This window comes from Halorubrum sp. CSM-61 (assembly GCF_003781945.1).
Lineage (GTDB): Archaea > Halobacteriota > Halobacteria > Halobacteriales > Haloferacaceae > Halorubrum.
This window is the reverse complement of the sequence record NZ_RJJW01000001.1, coordinates 564,250-584,567: the sequence shown is the minus strand read 5'-3', so window position 1 is coordinate 584,567 and position 20,318 is coordinate 564,250. Positions and strand designations below refer to the sequence as shown.

General features: G+C 55.0%; 20 protein-coding genes and 1 pseudogene. 7 read left to right on the top strand and 14 right to left on the bottom strand.

All coding sequences use genetic code 11. The annotated features are described in order from the left end of the window. Positions 1-77 precede the first annotated feature (77 nt). Positions 78-485, bottom strand: coding sequence for a hypothetical protein (locus EDM04_RS03125; RefSeq protein WP_123619678.1), 408 nt, complete (start codon positions 483-485; stop codon positions 78-80). Further along, entirely contained in the window at positions 482-1,300 is an 819-nt protein-coding gene (locus EDM04_RS03120; RefSeq protein WP_123619677.1) for a ParA family protein, read from the bottom strand. Before EDM04_RS03120 ends, EDM04_RS03125 begins: the two co-directional genes overlap by 4 nt. A 408-nt stretch (positions 1,301-1,708) precedes the next feature. Between EDM04_RS03120 and EDM04_RS03115 the strand changes: the two genes are divergently transcribed. Then, entirely contained in the window at positions 1,709-2,377 is a 669-nt protein-coding gene (locus tag EDM04_RS03115) for a helix-turn-helix domain-containing protein (protein WP_123619676.1), read from the top strand. Then, positions 2,374-2,592: pseudogene (locus EDM04_RS03110) on the top strand (hypothetical protein); the annotation flags it as partial. The gene EDM04_RS03115 and the pseudogene EDM04_RS03110, both read left to right, overlap by 4 nt. Here the strand turns inward: EDM04_RS03110 and EDM04_RS03105 are convergent. The 9 genes from EDM04_RS03105 to EDM04_RS03065 all read right to left on the bottom strand — a co-directional run bounded on the left by EDM04_RS03105 (position 2,574) and on the right by EDM04_RS03065 (position 12,874). Next, positions 2,574-3,035 (bottom strand): hypothetical protein, encoded by a 462-nt coding sequence (locus EDM04_RS03105; RefSeq protein WP_121571077.1) that lies wholly within the window; start codon positions 3,033-3,035, stop codon positions 2,574-2,576. The pseudogene EDM04_RS03110 and the gene EDM04_RS03105 overlap by 19 nt on opposite strands. Before the next feature lies 1 nt (position 3,036). Beyond that, positions 3,037-4,962, bottom strand: coding sequence for an AAA family ATPase (locus tag EDM04_RS03100; protein ID WP_123619675.1), 1,926 nt, complete (start codon positions 4,960-4,962; stop codon positions 3,037-3,039). After that, positions 4,952-5,143, bottom strand: coding sequence for a CxC ATPase DNA modification system associated small protein (locus EDM04_RS03095; protein WP_096396436.1), 192 nt, complete (start codon positions 5,141-5,143; stop codon positions 4,952-4,954). Before EDM04_RS03095 ends, EDM04_RS03100 begins: the two co-directional genes overlap by 11 nt. Before the next feature lie 4 nt (positions 5,144-5,147). Then, entirely contained in the window at positions 5,148-7,115 is a 1,968-nt protein-coding gene (locus EDM04_RS03090) for a DEAD/DEAH box helicase family protein (protein ID WP_096396435.1), read from the bottom strand. 148 nt (positions 7,116-7,263) lie between these two features. Continuing rightward, on the bottom strand, positions 7,264-8,442 hold the full coding sequence (locus EDM04_RS03085; protein ID WP_123619674.1) for a cysteine desulfurase family protein: 1,179 nt from the start codon (positions 8,440-8,442) through the stop codon (positions 7,264-7,266). Between the two features lie 3 nt (positions 8,443-8,445). Next, on the bottom strand, positions 8,446-8,847 hold the full coding sequence (gene dndE / locus EDM04_RS03080) for a DNA sulfur modification protein DndE (protein WP_096396433.1): 402 nt from the start codon (positions 8,845-8,847) through the stop codon (positions 8,446-8,448). Further along, on the bottom strand, positions 8,844-10,871 hold the full coding sequence (dndD, locus tag EDM04_RS03075; protein WP_123619673.1) for a DNA sulfur modification protein DndD: 2,028 nt from the start codon (positions 10,869-10,871) through the stop codon (positions 8,844-8,846). Before dndD ends, dndE begins: the two co-directional genes overlap by 4 nt. Positions 10,872-10,884: 13 nt before the next feature. Further along, positions 10,885-12,366 (bottom strand): DNA phosphorothioation system sulfurtransferase DndC, encoded by a 1,482-nt coding sequence (dndC, locus tag EDM04_RS03070; protein WP_123619672.1) that lies wholly within the window; start codon positions 12,364-12,366, stop codon positions 10,885-10,887. An 82-nt stretch (positions 12,367-12,448) separates the two neighbouring features. Further along, positions 12,449-12,874: a hypothetical protein gene (locus EDM04_RS03065; protein WP_123619671.1), complete on the bottom strand. Its 426-nt coding sequence runs from the start codon at positions 12,872-12,874 to the stop codon at positions 12,449-12,451. A 671-nt stretch (positions 12,875-13,545) separates the two neighbouring features. Between EDM04_RS03065 and EDM04_RS03060 the strand changes: the two genes are divergently transcribed. Further along, positions 13,546-13,815, top strand: a complete 270-nt coding sequence (locus EDM04_RS03060) for a hypothetical protein (RefSeq protein WP_123619670.1) — start codon at positions 13,546-13,548, stop codon at positions 13,813-13,815. A gap of 203 nt (positions 13,816-14,018) precedes the next feature. On the opposite strand, the gene EDM04_RS03055 is transcribed toward EDM04_RS03060, so the two are convergent. Next, positions 14,019-14,999: a hypothetical protein gene (locus tag EDM04_RS03055; protein WP_123619669.1), complete on the bottom strand. Its 981-nt coding sequence runs from the start codon at positions 14,997-14,999 to the stop codon at positions 14,019-14,021. 287 nt (positions 15,000-15,286) lie between these two features. Between EDM04_RS03055 and EDM04_RS03050 the strand changes: the two genes are divergently transcribed. After that, positions 15,287-16,315 (top strand): Cdc6/Cdc18 family protein, encoded by a 1,029-nt coding sequence (locus tag EDM04_RS03050; RefSeq protein ID WP_123619668.1) that lies wholly within the window; start codon positions 15,287-15,289, stop codon positions 16,313-16,315. A gap of 18 nt (positions 16,316-16,333) precedes the next feature. Here EDM04_RS03050 and EDM04_RS03045 read toward each other — a convergent pair whose 3' ends face one another. Both EDM04_RS03045 and EDM04_RS03040 read right to left on the bottom strand, forming a co-directional pair. Continuing rightward, on the bottom strand, positions 16,334-17,020 hold the full coding sequence (locus tag EDM04_RS03045; RefSeq protein WP_123619667.1) for an SOS response-associated peptidase: 687 nt from the start codon (positions 17,018-17,020) through the stop codon (positions 16,334-16,336). A gap of 312 nt (positions 17,021-17,332) precedes the next feature. Further along, positions 17,333-18,649, bottom strand: coding sequence for an RNA-guided endonuclease InsQ/TnpB family protein (locus tag EDM04_RS03040; protein ID WP_394338973.1), 1,317 nt, complete (start codon positions 18,647-18,649; stop codon positions 17,333-17,335). Positions 18,650-18,687: 38 nt separating this feature from the next. Between EDM04_RS03040 and EDM04_RS18400 the strand changes: the two genes are divergently transcribed. The 3 genes from EDM04_RS18400 (at position 18,688) to EDM04_RS03030 (ending at position 20,316) form a co-directional block, all read left to right on the top strand. Further along, entirely contained in the window at positions 18,688-18,831 is a 144-nt protein-coding gene (locus tag EDM04_RS18400; RefSeq protein WP_164471072.1) for a hypothetical protein, read from the top strand. 337 nt (positions 18,832-19,168) lie between these two features. Then, positions 19,169-20,008, top strand: a complete 840-nt coding sequence (locus tag EDM04_RS03035; RefSeq protein ID WP_123619716.1) for a hypothetical protein — start codon at positions 19,169-19,171, stop codon at positions 20,006-20,008. A gap of 2 nt (positions 20,009-20,010) precedes the next feature. After that, positions 20,011-20,316 carry a hypothetical protein gene (locus tag EDM04_RS03030; protein ID WP_123619665.1) on the top strand — a complete coding sequence of 102 codons (306 nt, stop codon included), beginning with the start codon at positions 20,011-20,013 and terminating at the stop codon, positions 20,314-20,316. Positions 20,317-20,318: the final 2 nt, after the last annotated feature.

Here is a 20,318-nt window from a genome sequence, read left to right as displayed (position 1 = left end):
GGGCCATCGAAGGAAGAGAGTCCATATGCATTGAGAACGCCGGTCTCAACTTCTGCTGAGCCTCGCTCTGCGCAAGGTCATTCGTCGCCGAGTTCCGAGAGCCGAGCCTGGATTTCCTCAGCATCCGCATCAGAGAGCGCCTCAACACCGAACTGGACGAGTAGCGGGTAGAAGTGACGGTTCTTCTTGAACTCGTCCTGCCCCGCCTTGCGGAGCTTCAGCTGGGACTCGAGGTAGGTATCCTCCATCTCGTCGAGGACATCGTCGGGAATGTAGATCGTCCGCCCATTCCATTCGTCCTTGATGTTCGTCTTCGTTTTGCTCGTTTCGTTCGTTTCACTCGTTGAAGTCGATTCGGTCGTTTCGGTCGATGAACTGGTTTCCACCGTTTCACTCACCTCACTCGTTTCGCTGGAATCAACCTCGTCGTCCTCCTCTTCGTAGTTACCCTCGATGCCGGAAGCATCACCCCAGCCGTCGGTCATGCTTCCACCTCCTCAGGCGCAGTCTTCTCAAACGTCTCGTCGAAAAGGTCCGCGATCTCGTTGAACAAATCGCGTGCATCCTCGACGCGCTGGTTCTCCTTGCCGAAGCCGAAGACGGACACACCCTCGCCAATCGACTGAGAGAGGTCGGTCCGCTTCGGGATCTCGAACACCGGGAGGGAGTACGCCGACTTGATCTCCTCGATGGTGTCGCGGTGCTCGGCGTTCTGCTCGACACGGTTACAGACGATGGCGAGCCGATTGATGTCTCCGTACGCCTGTTCGAGGGAACTCAGCTGCTTCGCGAAAATCTGGAGGCTGTTGGCGTTGAGCTTCTCGGGAATGACGGGGATGACGACGTTGCCGGTCGCGACCAGGGCGTTGTCGGTGAGGACGTTCAGGGATGGCGGCGTGTCGACAATGATGTAGTCGTAGTCCTTGTCGAGCTCGTCGAGAGTCATCTCCAACCGCTCGCGACTCTTCGGCGCCTCAAGCAGCGTCTGGATGTTCTTGTTGTTCGCGAGTTTCTCGCTGGCGGGAAGGATGTCGAATTCCTCGTGCTCGACGATGATGTCGTTCACCGACTCCATCTGGTCGAAGTCGAGGACGTCGAACAGCGTCGTACGGTCGGTATCGTAGTACAGATCGTTGTAGCCAAGCGAGCAGGTGAGCCCTCCGTGGTAGTCGATGTCGACCAGGAGGACGTCGTGGCCTCGGGCGGCGAGTGCGCCGCCAGTATGAATGACGTCGGTTGTCTTCCCCGCGCCTCCCTTCTGATTCGCCACCGTGATTCGTGTGGTATTGGTGTCGGTCATTATCTTCGTTTCTCTCGTTGTGTTCGTTTCGTTCGTTTTGGTCGTTTAATTCGGTGCGTTCGGTGAGGGTGTTTCACTCGGTGAGAGGATTACTACGATGTTAAAACCAACTGTTCGTTCCACTCGTTGAAGCAAACGCACTCGTTGCCATCAACTAATTCATTCTATTCGTTACGTTCGTTTTTCTCGTTTTGTTCATCGAGTAGGGGATGCTGGTTCGTTCCTCAGAATGCGTTCAATACATTCGTTTTTCTCGTTCAATTCGTTTTGTTCGTTGAATTCGTTACAGTCGTTCCACGTGTTTTCAGCGGGAATCAGGTCTACCTTCGAGAGTATGGAGAGAGGTAGTGGCTTCATGGCCATTCGAGTGAGACTTTTAACTGTTACCGGATTATTGGTAACCACCAGATGTACGAGGTGCTCGACGACACCGCGGCGCAGGTCATCCTCGCTATCGGGAGTGGTGACTCCATCCGTCGTGTCGCCCAACACCTCCACACGCCGTACGAGACGGTGAGACAGGCCGTCAACCGACTCGAAGACGCAGGCTACGTCCGCTATGACGACGGCCTCACTATCGTCGACGAGCGCGTACGTGATGCAGCGCTCGAGCTCGTCGCTGCCAGCGCTGGCGTCAGTCTACCCTCCATCGAGGAAACGTACGTCATCCCACAATTCGGTGACTGGCCGTTCGCGTTCACGCGGATCGACGCCGTCTACGTGTGGACTCAGGGCGGCTACCAGGTCGGTCGCGAGCCCGACGACTATCCACTGTTCCTCACTGTTCGTGAGCAGGACGTCGACGCCTGGGAGACATTTTTCGAGTGGTTCGACCTCCCGACCGCATTCGAACGACAGCCCCGACACGAGCTGGACGGACCGCTACAGATCGTCCTCGAGCCAGGGCCGTCTCTCGACATCGAGCACGTCGAGGGGTACCCGGTTATCCCGAGAGCAGAGACGGTCGAGTATATGCGCGAAAACTACGCCCAGTTTCAGTCGGCGCTCGCGATGCTCGACCGGATGTACGAGGACCTCGGCGTCACGTATCGAGAGATCGAACGGGCACAGCCATGAGCTTCAACAACCGAAGTGACGCGCTCATCGAACTGCTCGAGGAGCTCACCCAAGAGGGCCACGAGTACGTTCTCGTCGGCGGGTACGCTGTTTCAGCGTTCAATGCTCTCTTCTCCACGGACCTCGATATCGTCGTCGCATCGGACTCCAAGGCTAAATTCGCAGGATTTCTCGAAGAACAGGACTTCGAAGGAAATCAGTCGAGACCCTCAAGGAAGCTCTGATACTGTTCCAGAAACTCGTCTAGTTCCGGTGGAGCCGTAATATCACTTCTAATCAGCCGAAATCCCTTCTCAGCGTAACAGTTGAGGACGGTTGTACCGTAGTCTGATAGCCGGGTGTGAGAGGATGAGTCGAGGATTTTCAGCATCATGTCCTGTATCTCCTGTTTTTCATCCCACGGTATTCCTTCTCGCTCTATTTCCGCAACTATGAGGGTGGAGTAGATCTCGTATTTCTGGTCGTCGTAGGCTTGGATGACGTCGGTGACGAACTCTTCACCGGGTTCGTCGTCCTCTGGGACGCGGCTCCGGTCTTTGATCCCTGCCATGGCGGAGAGGTAGTACTGGTCCCAGAGACTATCAAATTCTCCAGTAGTACTTTTCTCGTTGATCTGCCGGTAGTAGCTCCGTGCCTCGGTGCTGAGTCTGAAGGACATATTATGCAGCCTCCTGTCGTTCTTCCTCGGACTGGAAGTCCATGAAGAAGTCCTTGTCGAGGTGCTTCTCTATTTTCCCGGGTGTGTCGGTTTTGTGGATTGTGGTGTACTGGATGTCGTTGGATTGCAGTTCGTTGACGAAGCTTTCTCTTTCTGGGGAGATGACAAAGATGATCAGCTGGTCGAAGAGGTCGGAGATTATTGGTGCGACTTCTGCGCGTTTTTCGTAGTCGATACTGACTGCTGGGCTGTCGATGACGAAGGGGACGTCGAGTGCGGAGTCTTCGAACAGGGTGGAGAGGTAGGCGTAGGCGATGGACAGGCTTTGGCCTTCAGAGATGTCGTCCCTGCCTTCGATTTTGATGGAGTTGTCGATGTCTTCGACTTGGACTTTGGAGAGGCCGAGGATGCGTTCGAGCTTCTTGTTGGTCTCCTCGATCTGACTCTCCTTCATCGACTTCAGGCATTCCTCGATGAATTCCTCGAAGATGTCCTCCAGGATATCGGCTTTCTTCCCGAAGTTGACCGTGCCACTAGCCTTCCGTAGCTCCTCTTTCCGCTGCTCACGCTTCCTTTTGCACAGCGGGATGTTGTTCTTCCAGTCGAGGCCGAACTCGGCTTGTTCGTTCTTGTCGTTGGTTTTGAGACGCCGGAGCTTGTCCTCTTTCTCCTCTTTTGCGTGTTCCTCTTCCTCGATTTCCTCGATGATCTTGTCGAGTTTCTCGTTGAGGTTGGGGTCATCAAGGTCGAGTCGGGCTCTCTCTTCTTCGGCTTGTTTGAGGTCGTCTCGTTTCTCCTGGAGTTCTTCGAAGGTGTCGTCGAAGCTTTCGTAGTCCGGTGTGTCCCTGAGATTGTCCTTTAGCGAGTTGAGCACCCCGATATCCTGCTCGCTGAGGAACTTCTCGGCATTATCCAGGATCTCTTGCTCGTGTTCTTCGTGGATTTCCCTACCGCAAATACAGTTCTTTCCTTCAGAAAGCTCGGTGAAGAACTCCTGCGACGTGGATTTGGGGAGCTGCATAATCTTCATGTTCTCCAGCAACTTCTCCATGTCGTCGTTGAGATCTTCGTCAAGCCTGCTGGGCTTCCTCATTGTGCTCAACAGGTCTTTGGTAGCGGTTTCCAGTTCGTTCTCCAGGTTCTGGATTTGGCGCTCTAGGCGTTTGTCTTTCCCCAGTTGCTCTTCGTTTTCAGCGAGGATGTCTTGACGTCGTTCCTCTAGCTCTTCGATCGTCTCCTCGTGGTCTTCGACGGCGTCTTCCAGTTCATCTCTTTTTTCTTGGAGTTCTTCGAGTTTTTCCTCTGTTGTTTCCAGCCTTGTCTGGATGTTGCGGTAGCCTTGCTGGGTGGTTACGCTGGCGTCCTCCTGCCGATTTTGGACAGTCTGTTGTATCTGGTTTTTCTGGTTTTCCAACCGGTTGAGGAAGTTGACGATTTTGAGTGCGTTTTCGGCTTCATCGCTTCCGGTTTCGATGAACTCCTCAGTAAGTTCTCCGTTGAAGACGAAGAGGTCGACGAAGGACTCAGTGATTACGTTGTTGAGTTCGTTGGGGAGGAAGTGTCCGGCCATGTCTCCTCCGCCGACTTCCTTTGGTTTGATGTGCCGGTAGGAGTGATCTCCGACCTCGTAGTCAAGTTCGAGACGGAGTGTGAATGGTTCACCGGAGGATACGAGATCTATTTCGAATGCTCCTTCGATGGCGTCGAAGTCGCTTGGCTGGTAGGATCTGACCTCGTCCTGATCCATCTCTTTGCCGAGGAGGGTTGTCCGGATCAGGTTCATGGTGGTTGTTTTCCCTGTACCGTTCGGCATCTGGACGAGAGAGATATGATGCGGGTTGTCGTTTGACCCATTAGCGAAGTCGAGTTCTACATTTTCGAACTCCCGAATGTTCTCGTACCGTATGCCTGTGATTTTAAGATCCATCGAGTTCCTCCTCCTCGGATAGCTCCACGTTGTCGATGAGTCGTTCCAGCGAGGTGCCTCCCAAATTGTTCTCAACCGTGTTCTCGTAGAAGTTCATGAACCGGTCTTTGAAATCCTCTGACTGGTCGTACTCGTCGAGTACGTCGTCCGCTATTTCTTCGATATCGCGTTGATCTGTCATTAGGTTAGTATTCTTGCTTGGTTACTTCACTGAGGTCCAGTAGCCATTCGTATCGCTCTTTGTCCGGTGGTGTTTCGACTTCATCCTCGCCTTCGTCTTCCTCGGAGTCTTCTTCGATGTCGCTTCTGACAACAAAGTCAACTATGTTAGCTGTTTTGCCTGGGTTATCGGGATTAGTTCTCATCGCCCGACCGATTCTCTGGATGGTAGTTCCCTTGGACCGGTTTGAAGTGAATAGGACGATGTTCTTCACTGATTTAATGTCTATTCCTTCGGAAATCGCTTTACTTGTGACGAGTGTGGAGATCTCTCCATTTGAGAAGTCTACTAGGTTTTTCTCGTCGTCTTCACCGTAGTAGGTCCTGTATCGTTTAGTGTGTTCGTGGATTATCTCTTGGACCTTTTTCCCGTATTCCTTGGTTTCAACGAATATGAGGCAGTCTTCGAGGACATCGGTGTTCTTCTCCAGGTATCGCTCGAATACTGGCAGTTTTTCTTCTGACTCTTTCCTGACCCGGGCCAGCATCATGTAGAGACGGCTTTTTGGGAGGGTGGGATTTTCGGCTTTCATCCCTTGGAACCGGCCGAAGGCGTCTTGTTGCTTCTCTTTGTCCTTGGGTGAGAGTTCGTAGAACAGGGGTGTGTAGTCGAGTTCGCAGAGGATTCCCCTGCGGATGGCGTCGGCTAATCCGAACTCGTAGACTACGGGGCCGACTTCATCTCGGAGGAAGTCGTTCCGGTCCGGATCGTATGGGTCGAAGGGGGTTGCGCTGAGGCCGAGGCGGTGACGGAATACGTCAAGTTCGCCTTTCAGGGCTTGTTTCCGCGTCTTGGAGCCCATGTTGTGTACTTCGTCGCAGATCAGCAGTGTTCTCTGCAGTTTGTTGTTGATATCGGCGTCTATGCATTCGTGGAGGTTGTCGTAAGAGATTATCAGGCCCTCCAGTTTGTCCCGATTCTTGGTTAGGAAGGATCCGAGGTCGTGGTTTCCACCGTACTCCTTGTAGATCCACATTTCGTCGGCGCTGAAGTTTTCCAGTAGTGTGTTGTACCATTGGTCCAGCAGGTCGTTCCCGTAGGTGGCGACCACGACATTGTCGACTTTGTCCTCACGTAGGAGCCGGTTCAGGATTTTGAGTGAGGTGCGTGTTTTCCCGGTCCCTGTCGCCATTTTCAGGATTCCGTGGCCTTCTTCGAGGAACTCGTTGACTGCTTCCTCTTGATGTCGCCATCGGTAGGCGCTGGTCATTTTCTTGGATTCCGATGGATTCTGGTATGGGCGGTCATCGTCACGAAGCTCCGCGATGTCGAGGGAGATGCTGTCGGGGAGAGAGATGCTGTGTACGCCTTGTTTGGCGTTATCCCAGATTTCGTCGAACCGTTTTTCGTGTTGGTCGATTCTTTGTTCTTCTCTGTCGGACATCCAGGAGGCGAAGACGGAGTAAGATTCGTAGTTGGAGAATCCTTGTCTACTGTCGTTCTGTGAGCCGTGGAAGGCGATTTTGTCGTCTTTGGCGTCTCTGACAATCCCCCATTTGTCGTGGAAGTCGCCGGATAGGTTTTCTCCGGTTATTGCGATCCGGATGTCGAGGAGTCCGTCGGCAATCATCCAGGCGATTGTGTTCTGGGTTTCCTGCTCGAGGCCTTCCTCGATGTCGGAGACCATGTGGTTCAGCCGGTCGTACAGCTCTTGATCTCGTTTCGCTTCTTCCCCTTTTTGAAGTGCTTCCCAGTCGCCTTCTTCCAGGATGGGACTGATGATCCATTTGGCTGTTCCACCGTTTTCTGCGAGTCCTTTCAGGCCTCTTGCTGCGAACTGGAACCAAGAGCTGGTGAAGTATCCGACGCCTCGTTTGTACTCTTCTGCTACGCTCAGAGCGGGGTTGTAGAAATCCTCCGCGAAGTCCACGTCGGATGTTTCTATTAGCAGCGGGAGATCTAGGTCCCTCAACCCTTTGGGAGGGTTTGACATCTATGATGTAGGTCACTCACTGACCATTTGAATCCTTTGCCGCCCATCGGTTTCGCAGACGGTTACTGATACACCAGAAAAGATAGTGTAGTGATTAGCTGAATCAACCAGTTGACTAGGTTACAAGCGGGGTTGGTCGGTGCCTCGTTCAGAAGGTGAGGTTGCGGAGGCGGTTCACGATATTGATCACTTCGTCAGTGGCGTACTCGATTTCCTCTCGGGTGTTGTCTTTCCCAAGTCCGAACCGGATTGCGTGGTGCCAGATTTCCTCCTCGTCGGTGATTGCTTGGAGAACGTGAGAGGCTTCGACGGTCCCAGTCGTACAGGCGGATCCTGCGGAGACGGCGATATCTGGCTGCAGGTTTTTCACCAGGGCTTTGTTCTCTACTCCAGTGAAGCTGATGTTGAGGTTGTTAGGGATCCGGTCTTCAGGGTGACCGTTGAGTACGACATCGTCCAGTTCGTCGTCGAGCCGGTCCCACATATATGAGGTGAGTTCGTCGACGTGTTCAGTCCGTTCCTCCAGGTTTCGATCCGCCATTTGTACGGCTTTTCCGAACCCGACGATTGCAGGGACGTTGAGTGTCCCGCTGCGCCAGCCTCGTTCGTGGCCTCCGCCATGGAGTAACGGGTTGAGTTTGACTTTCGGGTTCCGTCTTCTGACGTAGAGTGCTCCGACGCCTTTCGGCCCGTAGATCTTGTGTGCGGAGATAGACATCAGGTCGATACCCATTTCCTCGACGTCGATGGGGAGGTATCCGAGTGCTTGGACGGCGTCGGTGTGGAAGAAGACCTCGTTCTCTTTGGCGATTTCTCCGATTTCCTTTATGGGTGCGATGGTGCCAATTTCGTTGTTGGCGGCCATGATGGAGATCAGGATGGTTTCGTCTCGGATTGCGGCCTCGATGTCCGCAGGATCCACTTTTCCGTTTTTATCAACGGGCAGGTAGGTAACGTCGAAGCCGTCGGTTTCCAGGTCTTCACAGACTTCGAGTACTGCTTCGTGTTCGGTGACGGCGGTTATGATATGGCTGCCTTTGTCGTGGTCAGCTGCGTAGTCTGCTGCTCCTCTGATAGCCAGGTTGTCGGACTCGGTTGCTCCGCTGGTGAAGATGATTTCTTCTTCACGGCAGTTCACAGCTTCAGAGACTCGTTCTCGGGCCTGGTTTACGGCTTGCTTCGCTTTTGCCCCGAATATGTGGTCTTCGCTGGCAGGGTTGCCGTAGCTTTCAGTGAAGTAGGGGGTCATCTCCTCGACGACCTTTTCGTCGACAGGTGTGGTGGCGTGGTGGTCGAGGTAGATGGGTGTGTCCACGTCAGAAGTCATTCGTTATCCTTCCTGTTTGGCTTCCAGTCCTTTTATCTCTCCGGGAACGAGGTCGTAGAAGTCGCTTAGGTCGCTTACGTTACCTGCCACTCGTTCGACGCCTCGGTTGAGGTGTGCGACGAACTCTTCGTACAGGTCCTCTTCAGGGTCTTTCCCTTCCTGGATCAGTCGTTCTTTCAGGAGAGCCATGTAGAGGGTGTCGTGCTCCCCGAGCAGGGTGTACCGGTTGAAGGTTTGCCCGTCAGTGTCGTACTGCTGCGGGTTTGGAGGTCGTGGCTCATTGAGGGAGTAGCAGAAGCCAATCCTGCCGAGGTAGTTGGGTGTCATCCCAGTGTTGGCTTTCAGCATTTTCAACTGGTTGGTGGCGTCGCTGTCGATAGTGATCCGGTTGAATTTCTGGCTCATGATGTAATCTCACCGAGTGATCGCTGATCTTCGTCGTCTTCGGTCCAGAAGTAGCCTTCCGAGGGAACGGTTTTCCCTTCCTCTTCGTCGTACTCCAGACGGTATGCCTGGGAGATGTAGCCTTCCAGTTTCTTGTACTGGTGGTCATCGATCTCCGTGTCGGTGGAGAAGATGATTACCTGGTGTGCTGCTTCAGGGAAGAAGTGGGTGATCAGGTTGTCCCGGTGATCGTTGTCGAGGCGGCCGAGCGGTGTGTCGACGATGAAGGGTAGTGGCCGGTCGGAGATCTCTGCCAGTGCCCAGAGAAGGGATGTTGCGAAGATCTGCCGTTCCCCGGCTGAGAGCTCTGTATGCGGCTTGCTGTTGCCGTGGATGGTCTTGATCGTGATGTCAAGATTTTCTTCGTCGATCTCGATTTTCTCGTAGAAGTCGCCCTTGTTGGAGAGAGTGATGTAGCGTTCGCTGAGTTTCGACTCCAGTTTCCGCAGCTTCTTTTTGGCGAGTTCCTCGCGGAAGTCCTTCACAGCGTTCCGGACGTCAGAGGCGAGGTCTGCCCGTTCGGAGACATCTTCGACACGGGACTTCTGCTCCAGCTTGTTTTCGACCTCGTTCTCTTTCCGCTCTAACCGGGTCTGCGCTGTACTGATTTCTTCCTCCAGTTCTTCCAGCCGCGATTTGATGGCTCCCTTCTCCTCGGTAAGCTCGTTCAGGTCATCGATCAGGGGTGAGATGACTTCCTGGTCAGGAGCCTTGTTGAGACCGGATTCGACCTCTTGGAGTTCCCGGGTTTTGTCTTCCAGGCTCTCTGTGAGGTCGGCAAGCTGGTCCGGGACGTCGTTTAGGGCTTGGTCGGTAAGCGAGTAGATCTCCTGTCGCTGTGCCTCCGAGAACTGGTGGGCGAGTTCCGGCTCCTCGTCTTCGATTTCCAGCCGGCTTTTGAGTTTATCTTGGATGCGGTCAGAGAGCTGTCCGACCTGATCCTCCGGCATATCCATCTCTTCCCAGACATCCTCGTCACCGAGTACGTCGTCGAGTTCGTCGGTCAGCTCGTTCCTGGCGGTCGCCCGGTTCTGGCGTTCGGTCTCAGTCTTCAACCGGTCAACTACGGATTCACAGAGATCCGGTGCCAGGGTGAACGGGTACGCGCCTTCTGCAAGATCCCGGATCTGGTCTTCGAGTTGCTCGATACTGGCGTTCAGTTCAGCTCGGCGTTCCTTGAGTTCCTCCCGCTTGTCGGCGTAGGAGCCGCCCTCTTGGGCGATCTTCGATTCCTTGCTGTCGATCTCGTCTTCCAGCTCTGCCAGTCTCTGCTCCTTCTGTTCTCTCTCCTGTTTCAGGTCCTCAAACTCCTGTTCGATTTCGTCTCGCTGGTTCTGAAGTTCCTGGATTTCGTCGTTGATCCCTTCTACACCGCTTTCTTCGAGCTTCTGGGAGATGTAGATGGATAGGTCGGTGTCCAGGCGTTCAATTAGGTCGAGGCCGAGGAGTGAGTACATCGAGTCCTCGAAGTCGGCGTCAGATTCGACTGCTGACGCAAGCTCCTGGATTTTCTCCCCGTCGAAGAAGAACAGTTGGGAGACTCCTGGTGGAACCAGTTCTTTCAGGAAGTCCTGCCACTGGTCCTCGTTGAGTTCGGAGGGGATCTCACCGTTCCTCCGGACTTTCAGGTCCTCGACGATGCTTTTGCCACGGTCGCGCCAGGAACGCTCCACGGAGTAGTGGTCCACTTCGCCCATGTGGGAGTACTCGAACTCGAGTCGGACGGCTGCTGTATCCGCTTTGCCGTCAGGGTATTCGTGGAGCTTGCTGCGGATTGCTTGTTCGTAGTCTTTCCTAGCGGTGCGCCGGCCGAGAGAGGATTTGCCGTGGAGGCAGAACCCGATTGCTTCGAATAGCGTGGTTTTCCCTGCCCCGTTTTTCCCGCCAAACAGTACGATGGGGGCGTCTTCAGTTGAGCTAAGCTCGATTTCGTTACGTCCTCTGTAGGGGCCGAAGTCTGTGATGATTAGCTTGTTGATTCTCATGTAGCCTTGTCCGTTAGACGTCTACTCCGTCGTATTCCCACGCTTCTATACGGTCTTCACCTTCGAGTTCTGCGACGATCTCTTCCATGTCCCGCCAGTCCTCCCGCATGACTTTGTCCAGCTCGCTGTAGATGGATGCGCGGCGTTTCATGCCGTAGTGCTGGAACTCGGTGTCGAGCAGGCGTTTGACGAGTTCGGCAGGGACGTCGTGTTCTTCACAGACCTCGTTGAGGACTTCTGCCTCCATCTCGCCGAAGGAGCCGAGGTCGTCGTGGACCCAGTCCAGGTCGTCGTCCATGACCTCGTTGTAGATCTGGGGTACGGAGTCTTCCCAGTCAGCACGTTCTTCGCGCCAGAGACGACGGATCTCTCTGAGTTCTTCCTCCCGGATGAGATCCATTTCCTCATCTTCGGGGATCTTCTCGTTGACCTCTTTCTGGGTCTCCAGGAGTTTCCGGAGCAGGTCTTTGCAGAACTCGAACTTGTGGGCGCGGGGGATGATGCCGTCACTGCCGTTGGTCTTCTCTTTGACGTAGCCGTGTTGGCGGCCTTTGACCATCCGGTAGTTCGGCTTCTTCTCGGGATCCTGCGTTTCTTTGAGGAAGTCACGGAACTCGAGGAGGGGTTCCATCCATTCGTCGCCCTCGTCGATCATGTTCTCCATCGCCTTGTCTTCGGAGACGACGGTGCAGGTCCAGCAACCGAATCGGCTGTTACCACAGGAGGGTGTCTTCGTGTCGATCACCATCGGGCACTCGTCGTCCGCTTCCTGGTAGAGTGCGGCGAGGTCCCGGTTGTTCTTACCCCAGGGGTTGTCGACGGCTTGGATGAGGTAGGTCCAGACGTCGTCGACGATCCAGTCCTCGATAGGTGTGTAGACGAAGGCGTTAGCGAACTTGTTGTGACGTGAGAGGACGGTTCCGTCGATGCTGTGCATCTCCATTACCTGTTCTCGGGTGGCGGATTCTGCTTTCCGTGCTCCGAGGATTACGACAACTTCGCCGTGTTCGGATACCTGGTTCTCGATGAACCGATCTGCAGGATCGATTTTCAGGCGTTCGGTACACCAGCGGAAGTTCTGGTTGGGTGCTGGGTAGCCCCGTCCGATGAGGTTGACCCAGAAGGAGTCGTCAACCTTGGGTGTGACTTTGTGGGCGGTGAAGGGCAGATTTTTCTTTTCTGCGTACTCGTTGATATTTTCCAGAGTAGAGATGATGTGGTTGACGATTTTCGGCGTCTCTACTAATGTGTCACTTGAGATGACATGGATCGGTTTCTGCCTCTTCTCTTCTGGAAGGTCTTCGATGGCGTACCAAATTAGCTGGAGGGCGGTGGTGGAGTCCTTGCCGCCACTGTAGCCGATGACCCAGGGGCGGTCGTCCGCCAGATAGGTTTCCTGTATCTCTCCGTAGATGTCTTCAAGAGAGCGGTTGTCGAAAACGGACTCGCCTTTTTCCTGGCCAGTCTTCGCAACCTCTAAATTATCTGTACTCATGATGATATCCTCTTGGTAAGATTGCTGTTCGGGAGATACTTGTATCTACCCGTACCTACCGGTGGATTGACGAGTGGCCCCGCTATGATCCGTTGGTTTTCCATTCTAGATTCCCTGCGTTGACCTCCGATTTTTCTACCCGAATAGCGCCCTGTTCAACGGCTTGCTCGAGTGATAGTTTGTCTTTCATTAAGTAGATATCGTGGTTCCGGCGTTGCTTTCTCATTACTGAGTTACTTAGTATCGCGTTTGAATCTGTTTCTTCGTCTGCGACGACACAGTACTCCTCAGGGGAGTCCTCTAGCACCAGTTCGTAGAAGTAGTTGTCCAGTGTTTGTTGTACCTCTTCCAGGTCTTCCTCTGGGACTTTGAAACGGTATTTGTCCCTATTGTAGTACTTTTTGAGCTGGTTGAAGAGCTGTTCTTCGTCGAAGTACGCTGTGAACAGGTATGTGTTCCCGAAGTCGAATGCTGTTATCTCCTCCGTGTCGACGTTGAAGATGGGCATTGGTTTTTCCCTCCTTCCAGCGCGGGTGGGCTCTCCTTTCTAGTTGAAACTCTACTGTCTAATACCTCCGCCAAGGGGAGTGAAAGTGGAACCGCGGGACGGCTGCCGTCTGATCATTAGGGAAGTCAGGCAAAAAATTCTGAGTTTCTCTTGTGCTAGAGGGAGCTTCCCCTTCGGACGTCCTCCCGTTCCTTAGTCTGGTGGCCAGCACCTCAGCACTTTTCGACATGGGATAAAAGATCGATAATAATAAGAAAATAGATACGACGAGTTTATTCCACATCATATTCAAAGATGTAAATTAACTTTGACACGTATACCGGACCACTCTTTAGTTAAAAGACAAAAAGATAACTTTCCGTTAAATTTTACATTTCTGATACTTTGACAATATTGTCCGCGCCCGTCTGAAGCCCTTTCAAAGCCGTTGTAGCACTTCCTAAACTAGTCAAGTCATTTATATCTGTCGGCGTATCTGCCTTCAGAATTACTATAAGTAATCATATACATCTCGAAGCAGTCAATAATCATGTTTCTCGCAACGCCTGAAAAAACCCCAGGAAGCTGGTAGTTCTGGATCCCAGAGTACATAAATCCAAAACCGTTGTGCGCAGAGCTGACAACTGAGGGATGGAAAACATTTATCCTGTTCGGGGGCGAACATCACACTAATGAGCCAAAGAGCCACGAAGAAATTCACCGTGGCGGAGTTCGATGATGAATACGTCTGGCTAAAACTACGAGAAGGTGAAAAGCGTGGTCTCCAGTTCGCGATCCCTCTCGACAATGGCTGTCAAGATGAGTTGGAAAGCCTGAACGAGGGTGAAAAGATCACAGCGACTCTTGAAAGTATGAACGAGCGAAACACCGCTTGGCAGTGCGTCGAGATTCAGCGAGAAGAGGAGGAAAACGGTCGTACTGCAATGCCTGCTGACGACTAAGGCTCTCTATTTCATCCGTACGCTCTTCAGTAGGAGGTTGTTGATACTGTGCCTTTGGACCTTATTAAGTAGGTAGACGTCAGAGCTGCAGATTCGTACGTTCTCAATTTACCTGGCTCACCAAGAAATCGCAAGACAGCCTCCCATCAACAATGTGCTACACATAAGGTCGATCCGTATTTTATTCCGCATCAAAAGTTAGGTCAGCCTCCATTACCGCTCCCAACTTCACCCGTATCCTGGTTCTGGATAGCCACGAAATAATCCGTGATAAGATACCGAATAAAGACTCGTTCGTAGTAAACAGTCAATCTCCAAGATACAAACAGTACAGCCAGTAACAAGGAGAAAATCACCACAGTGGGATAAGATTCGATTATGAAAGGAGAACAGATTTCTACACTTCCAAAACAAAATAGACCACGGTAAGGCCACCCGTCAAGAGGAATAAACGCACCAATTTCATAAGCGACGATGAATAGCCAGACAAACCAAGCAGAAACCCACATACCACGGTGGAAATTTCTGATAGCCTGAAAACGATACGACCGTACAGGCGACCTCGGATCGTCAACCCGGCTTGAAATCATCTGCTGCAGATCCTCATATCGGTCTATCCCGACATCTAAATCATAGGTTTGTCTTAGATTTTTCCAGACAAGATTTGCGTGCAGAAGCTCTTCCACCTCATCATCATTCGGGGACCACCACAACCACACAACCGGGCCGATTAACGGGTACAAAATAAAAAGCAGAATCCGGTGTCCCCAATAGGAGTTCGAAAAACGTTCTCTAAGCCCAGAATCGTCATCCTCTCCACCAGTATCTTCGTCGTCCTGATCATCTGGCGACTCTTCTTTATTGTTCCCCTCACCATCACCACTACCCTCATCTCCTTCCCCAGTATCATTATCATCCTCATCATCGTCTACTAAGACGTTTCTAGTCTCATCCATCGTGTTCTCAAATACCTTCAGCTCACCCATGGCCGAAGAAGAATACGCCTGGGCAATATGGCCCAACGAAAACGCTACGATCAGGTAGAACAGGTACTCCCAGATAGCAGAGGGAACAGGTGGATCCGGAAAGAGAACTAGAATCCCGAACAGCAGAGTCGCCCCGGGCAAGAAGACGCCGATAATGTCGTATAGATTGAAAACCCGGGGTGCACGGGGATTGACCATACCCTGTCCAATACAACCGAGGTAAAAATCAGTTGTCACAGAGGACACCTATCGTGTTCAACTGGAGGTTAGAGCAAAAGCAGATGTCCAGTGGCGCGATCCCCGGCTACTCTAAGGTATCGTTCAAACGTTATCCCGAAAAATCCCGGAAAGGTTGGTTTTCCACAAAATAAATCGCGTTACAACGCGGGAATCAACTCAGATAGAACGGGACTAATTGAATCGTTTCCGGAACCGACCCGGTCACGTTTTTATTACTAGCCGAGAAACCAGTCTGTCAGAGACAGATGATCCGCGATGCTCGCGTTCTCCGTGCCGGATTCGTCCCTCGAGAAGTTGAGCATCGCGACGCTGAGGTCAACCACCTTTCCAGCGTTCTCGAGCCCATCACGAACGGAGAACCAGCTGACACAGCTATCGTCACCGGACCCAGTGGGACGGGGAAGACGTGTATCTCGAAATTTGTCACGGAACGGCTGCGTGAAGAGGTCCTCGACGTCGAGGCCACCTACGTCAACTGCTGGCGTAACTACACGCGGTTCCGCACGCTCTACCAGATCCTCGACGACCTCGGCGCGACCATCGACATCCACCGACAGTCGACGCCGCACGACGAACTCGTCGATCGCCTCCAGCAGCACGACGGCCCACGAACCGTCGTCATCCTCGACGAGGTCGACCAGCTGGAGGACCCCAGCGTCATCTACGACCTCCACAGCCTCCCGCAGTTCGCGATCATCTGCATCGCGAACAAGGAAGAGGAACTGTTCAGCCGCGTCGACGACCGCCTCGTGAGCCGCCTGCGCTCCAGCGAACACGTCCGGATGGACAAGTACCACGACGAGCAGCTGTACGACATTCTGAGTGCGCGGGCGAAGTGGGGACTCGACGAGGACGTCATCACCGACGACCAGCTCTACCGGATCGCCGACGCGGCCGCCGGCGACGCCCGTCTCGCAATCGGCATCCTCCGAACGGCCGCCGGCAAGGCCGATCGCGAGAACCACGAGCGCATCACCGACGACATTCTCCTGGACGCCGCCGAGGATGCTCGGGCCCAGATCAAGCAGAAGAGCCTCGACTCGCTCACGCCGCACCAGCGCGTCGTCTACGACGTCGTTCGCGAGCACGGCCCGGTCGGGCCGAGCGAGATTCACGAGCGCTATACCGAGGACGTCGATGATCCGCGGACGAAGCGGACTATCCGCACGTACCTCTCGAAAATGGAGCAGTACAACCTCCTCGAGGCGGAAGGGACGAGTCGAGACCGAGAGTACTCGCTCGTCGATTCGGCAGCGGCGTCGCCGATGCAGTGACTGTGACCCCGTCAGCTATCAAGAACTGAACTCGCCGAGGCCCGATTGCTCGTGGTCCAGCGGCTCGATGACCTGGGGATCGTCGTTGCCGGGGTTGTTGACCCGCGTCGAGATTTCGTAGGCATCTAGATCGTCCTTCGGGTACGGCTGGCACAGTTCCTTGCGGGTGTCCGAATCTGCGGCGAGCCAGTCGGATTCGGCGTCCCTCGGGAGGACGACCGGCATCCGGTCGTGGATTGAGTTCATCAGGTCGTTCGGCTCCGTCGTGAGAATCGTGACGCACGGGATCGTCTCGTCGTCGCCCTCCCAGACGTCCCAGAGTCCAGCCATCGCGAAGGCAGGGTCGTCTTCGCGGTAAATCCGGTAGGGTTGTTTCGACCCGCCATTTGGCGATTTCCATTCGTAGAACCCTGACGAGAGGACCAGACAGGGACGTGATTCCCACGCCCGCTCGAAGACGCGTTTCTCGTCGGCAGTCTCGGAGCGAGCGTTGATGATGCCCTCCTCGGGTTCGTCCGCCCAGAACGGAATCAATCCCCAGTGATAGGCGTCGATTTCGTCGGAGGCCTCGTTCGTGATGATGTGGAGGTCGTCGCCAGGCGCAATGTTGTATCGGGGTGTGTACCCGCCGTCCGCGACGACCTCGGCATCGAAGCGGGCCTCGAGGTCTGCTTGGTCGATGAAGAGCGAGTTCCGGCCACACATACCGAGGAGTTCGGAGGGAAGCATCTTCAACGTGGTCGCACAGGAATCTCGTCAGCAGCAACGCCCTTAACCAACAAACAGCCCCGGAAAATTCGGTGTGTTGGTTAACTGAGCGCCAGCGGAGATAGTCAATCGTCCGCAAAACACGACGACCGAGATCGGGCTGCCATCTATCTCGTTGCTTTCCTGAACCGCGGAAGCGCCACGGCGAAGCGTATCGAGACTGTGGACAACTAGTACACTCGCCCAGATCGCGCCCATTGACATCCTCCCATCCTTAGGGGAATGGGATTCCTCCGGTGGGGGTATTGGCTATGCCGCACCCACGGAGGCAAGTTTCCCCGTGCGGGTACTCCGGTTTGTGCGCTCCTCGTTGGGACTGGCCCTCTCGGGAGAGCGTGATAGCTCCGACCAGATATGGTCGTCCCACTTGAGGCGCACGGGCCGTGCCATCGACCCGACGTCCAGATTTACGCCAGCCTGTCGTTCGAGGAATGTCCGTGACGCACCGAGGTCGGCGTGCCCCTCGTAGCCACACGAACAGCGGAACACGTCACCGTCTCGTTCCGTCTTCTCTCGTTCGCCACACACTGGACACTCCGCCGTCGTGTATGCTTCTGAGCGAACTTCGACCGTGATACCGTACTCCTCGGCGGTCGTGGCGAGACGATCGATGAACGAGCGATACGCCCAGAACTGGTGAGTTTTCTCGTTCACTTCCGCGCTCCAGTAGTCCACCAGCACGTCGGTAAGGTCGCCGACGTACACCGTATCGACACCTTCGTCGTATAGTCGCTCGATCAAATTCCGCACGAGAGCGTCTTGGGCGTGGTCGCGGCGGCGCGTTCGCTTGCGGTACAGGGATCGAATCCGCTGACTGCTGTTTCGGCCCTCTTGGAGTTTCGATTGGAGCCTCGCGATTTCTTCGGTGGTTTCACGGAAGCGGGCGAACAGGTCGCGCCCCTCGTAGAGATACTGTTGACCGGTGGTGGTGGTACAGGCGACGAGATTGTTCGCGCCTACATCCAGAGCAGCCGATTCGTCGGCTAGTGGTGAATCCTGTCGAGAATCCGGGACAGTGACAGGCTGAATGGCTCTGAACGTGTCGTCGATCTCGTCGAAGTACAGTTCCAATCGGCCCTGTTCGCCGTCCCACTTGGGAGCGCCGCAGACTTCGAGCCGCAGCCGGTCGTAGTAGCCAAGGCCGTACTCGTCTTTCAGGTCTTGGCCGACCGGGATTTCGAGGCGACTCCGTTCACCAGTTTCGATGGTGTAGGAGTCATTACGGATGTACGTCCGCAACTCTCTACCGGCCTCCTCGTTGCCCCAGTAACCGGGAGGGGCTGTGTCCTCGCCATCTTCGCAGGCGGCGAAGAACGACCGCCACGCCTCGCTGTTCTTACGGATGACTTGTTGGGCAGTAGCGGACCCGAGGACACCGACGTACTGTTTGCGGTAGTCGGCAGTATCCCATACGGAGTCGCCGTCGAAGAAGTTCTGGCGGCGCTCGTAGTTCAGTTCGTTCCACAGGCTGGCGGAGGCGTCCAACAGCTCGCGGAGCAGCTGCTCATCCTGCTCAGAGAGCGGTCGCACCGCGAACGTATTGGTTCGCCTCACGACAACAGACATTTGTTCCTGAATGTCTAAATGTCTTTTGGACACAAACGATGCGACCGAACATCGACATTTCGCACACACTGAATGGGCGGGTGAAAGACTACGCCGAACAAGAGGACAAGGACCTCGAAGAAGCCTATCAAGAGATTATCGAAGCCGGTCTAGAGGCGGTAGAACATCCTGACAAGCTGTAGCACCTGGATTGTGGGGCCGTGTTGTCGCTCAGGCCTAGCCTGAAAGGATGGGCCCACTCGCTACGAATCATCCGAACCAAGGTCATTCTGGAAGCCTTCTCGGAAACCTTCGGACGATCGCCAAAATCCAGCGTCTGAGTCCGATTTACCGCATTACTCAGTCATTCCTTGGAAATGCGGAAGCGACACGCCGCGGCTTATCTGGTACGTGGCCATCTACTGGAGTATGCCCAACCGCTCCACATCGACGTCGAACCGATTGGCGGTAGACCAGCCAACACGGAGCGCTGACCGCAACCAGAATCTGGCTAATCAAGCCGATCCCGCGACGGACGGAATGCTGCTTCCCTCCCTTGAGGACGGTATCACGCTCCTCGATGTCGAAGGTGATCGGGGTGTTCCGATCCTTCAGTCATTGGTACTCGACCATCTCCTCCTACACGGCGGGCCTGCATTCTGGGTTGACGCAAACGGCCATGCGACGACGGCCACGCTGACGCAGATAGCCCCCAGTCAACGGTTGCTCAACCGAATTCACGTCGCCCGCGGATTCACCGCCTACCAGCACTACGGCGCCGTCTGTGATCTCCCTACGGCAGTGAACAAGTCGATCCAGATGTCCACCGTCGATGCCGGGGCGGCCAGTCGAGGGGCGCCAGGTCGTGACGAGAACACATCGCCCCACACGCCCGCCCTCATCATCGCGCCGGCCGTCGACGCCCAGTACCGCGCCGACGATACCCTCGGCGAAACCCACGCGAAAACCCTCCAGGCCCGAACTCTCGCCCGGTTGGCGACCTACGCCGAGGGGTACGACATCCCGGTGCTCGTTACGCGAAACGAACGAAACGAATTCACCGAGCCAGTCGCGACGGTCGCCGACCACCATCTGGAGTGCGAGCAGACTCGGATGGGGCCACGGGTCGTCGGCGAGGACTTCGAGACGCTCGTCTATCCCGTCGACGACGGCGCGTACTACCAGACGACGTTCGCGTACTGGCGGCAGCTGCTCGTGGCACGCGCCACGCAGGTCGGCGTGGAACCGACAACGCCGGCGCCGTCGACGCCGACCCCGGAGGGTGTCGGGACAGGGGTCACAGCTAACGGTGAGACGGTGGCGGCCACTGCGGACCCCTTGCTCGATGCGTGGACCGCGACCGGGACAGGAGGCCGATAGCGATGGGGCGCACAAACCCGACGTACCGGGATGCGCTCCGGGCCATCGAAGAGCGCTGGGCGGAGTTCCGCCGGGCACTGCGGCGTCGCGACCAGCCGCGCTTCGACCGGCTGTTCGAGTATGCCCGCGAGCACGCCGACGCGAGCGGGCTGTTGAACCACCAGAATCCGCTGCTGCCGGCGCTGTTCAGCATCGATATCGAACAGGAGGCCCGCCTCGACGACCACGAGGAACGCCTCGAGGAGCTCGAAGCCGCGGTCGCAGCACGCGATGACCAGGAGAGTACCCCACCGGACGCGAACCCGTGACG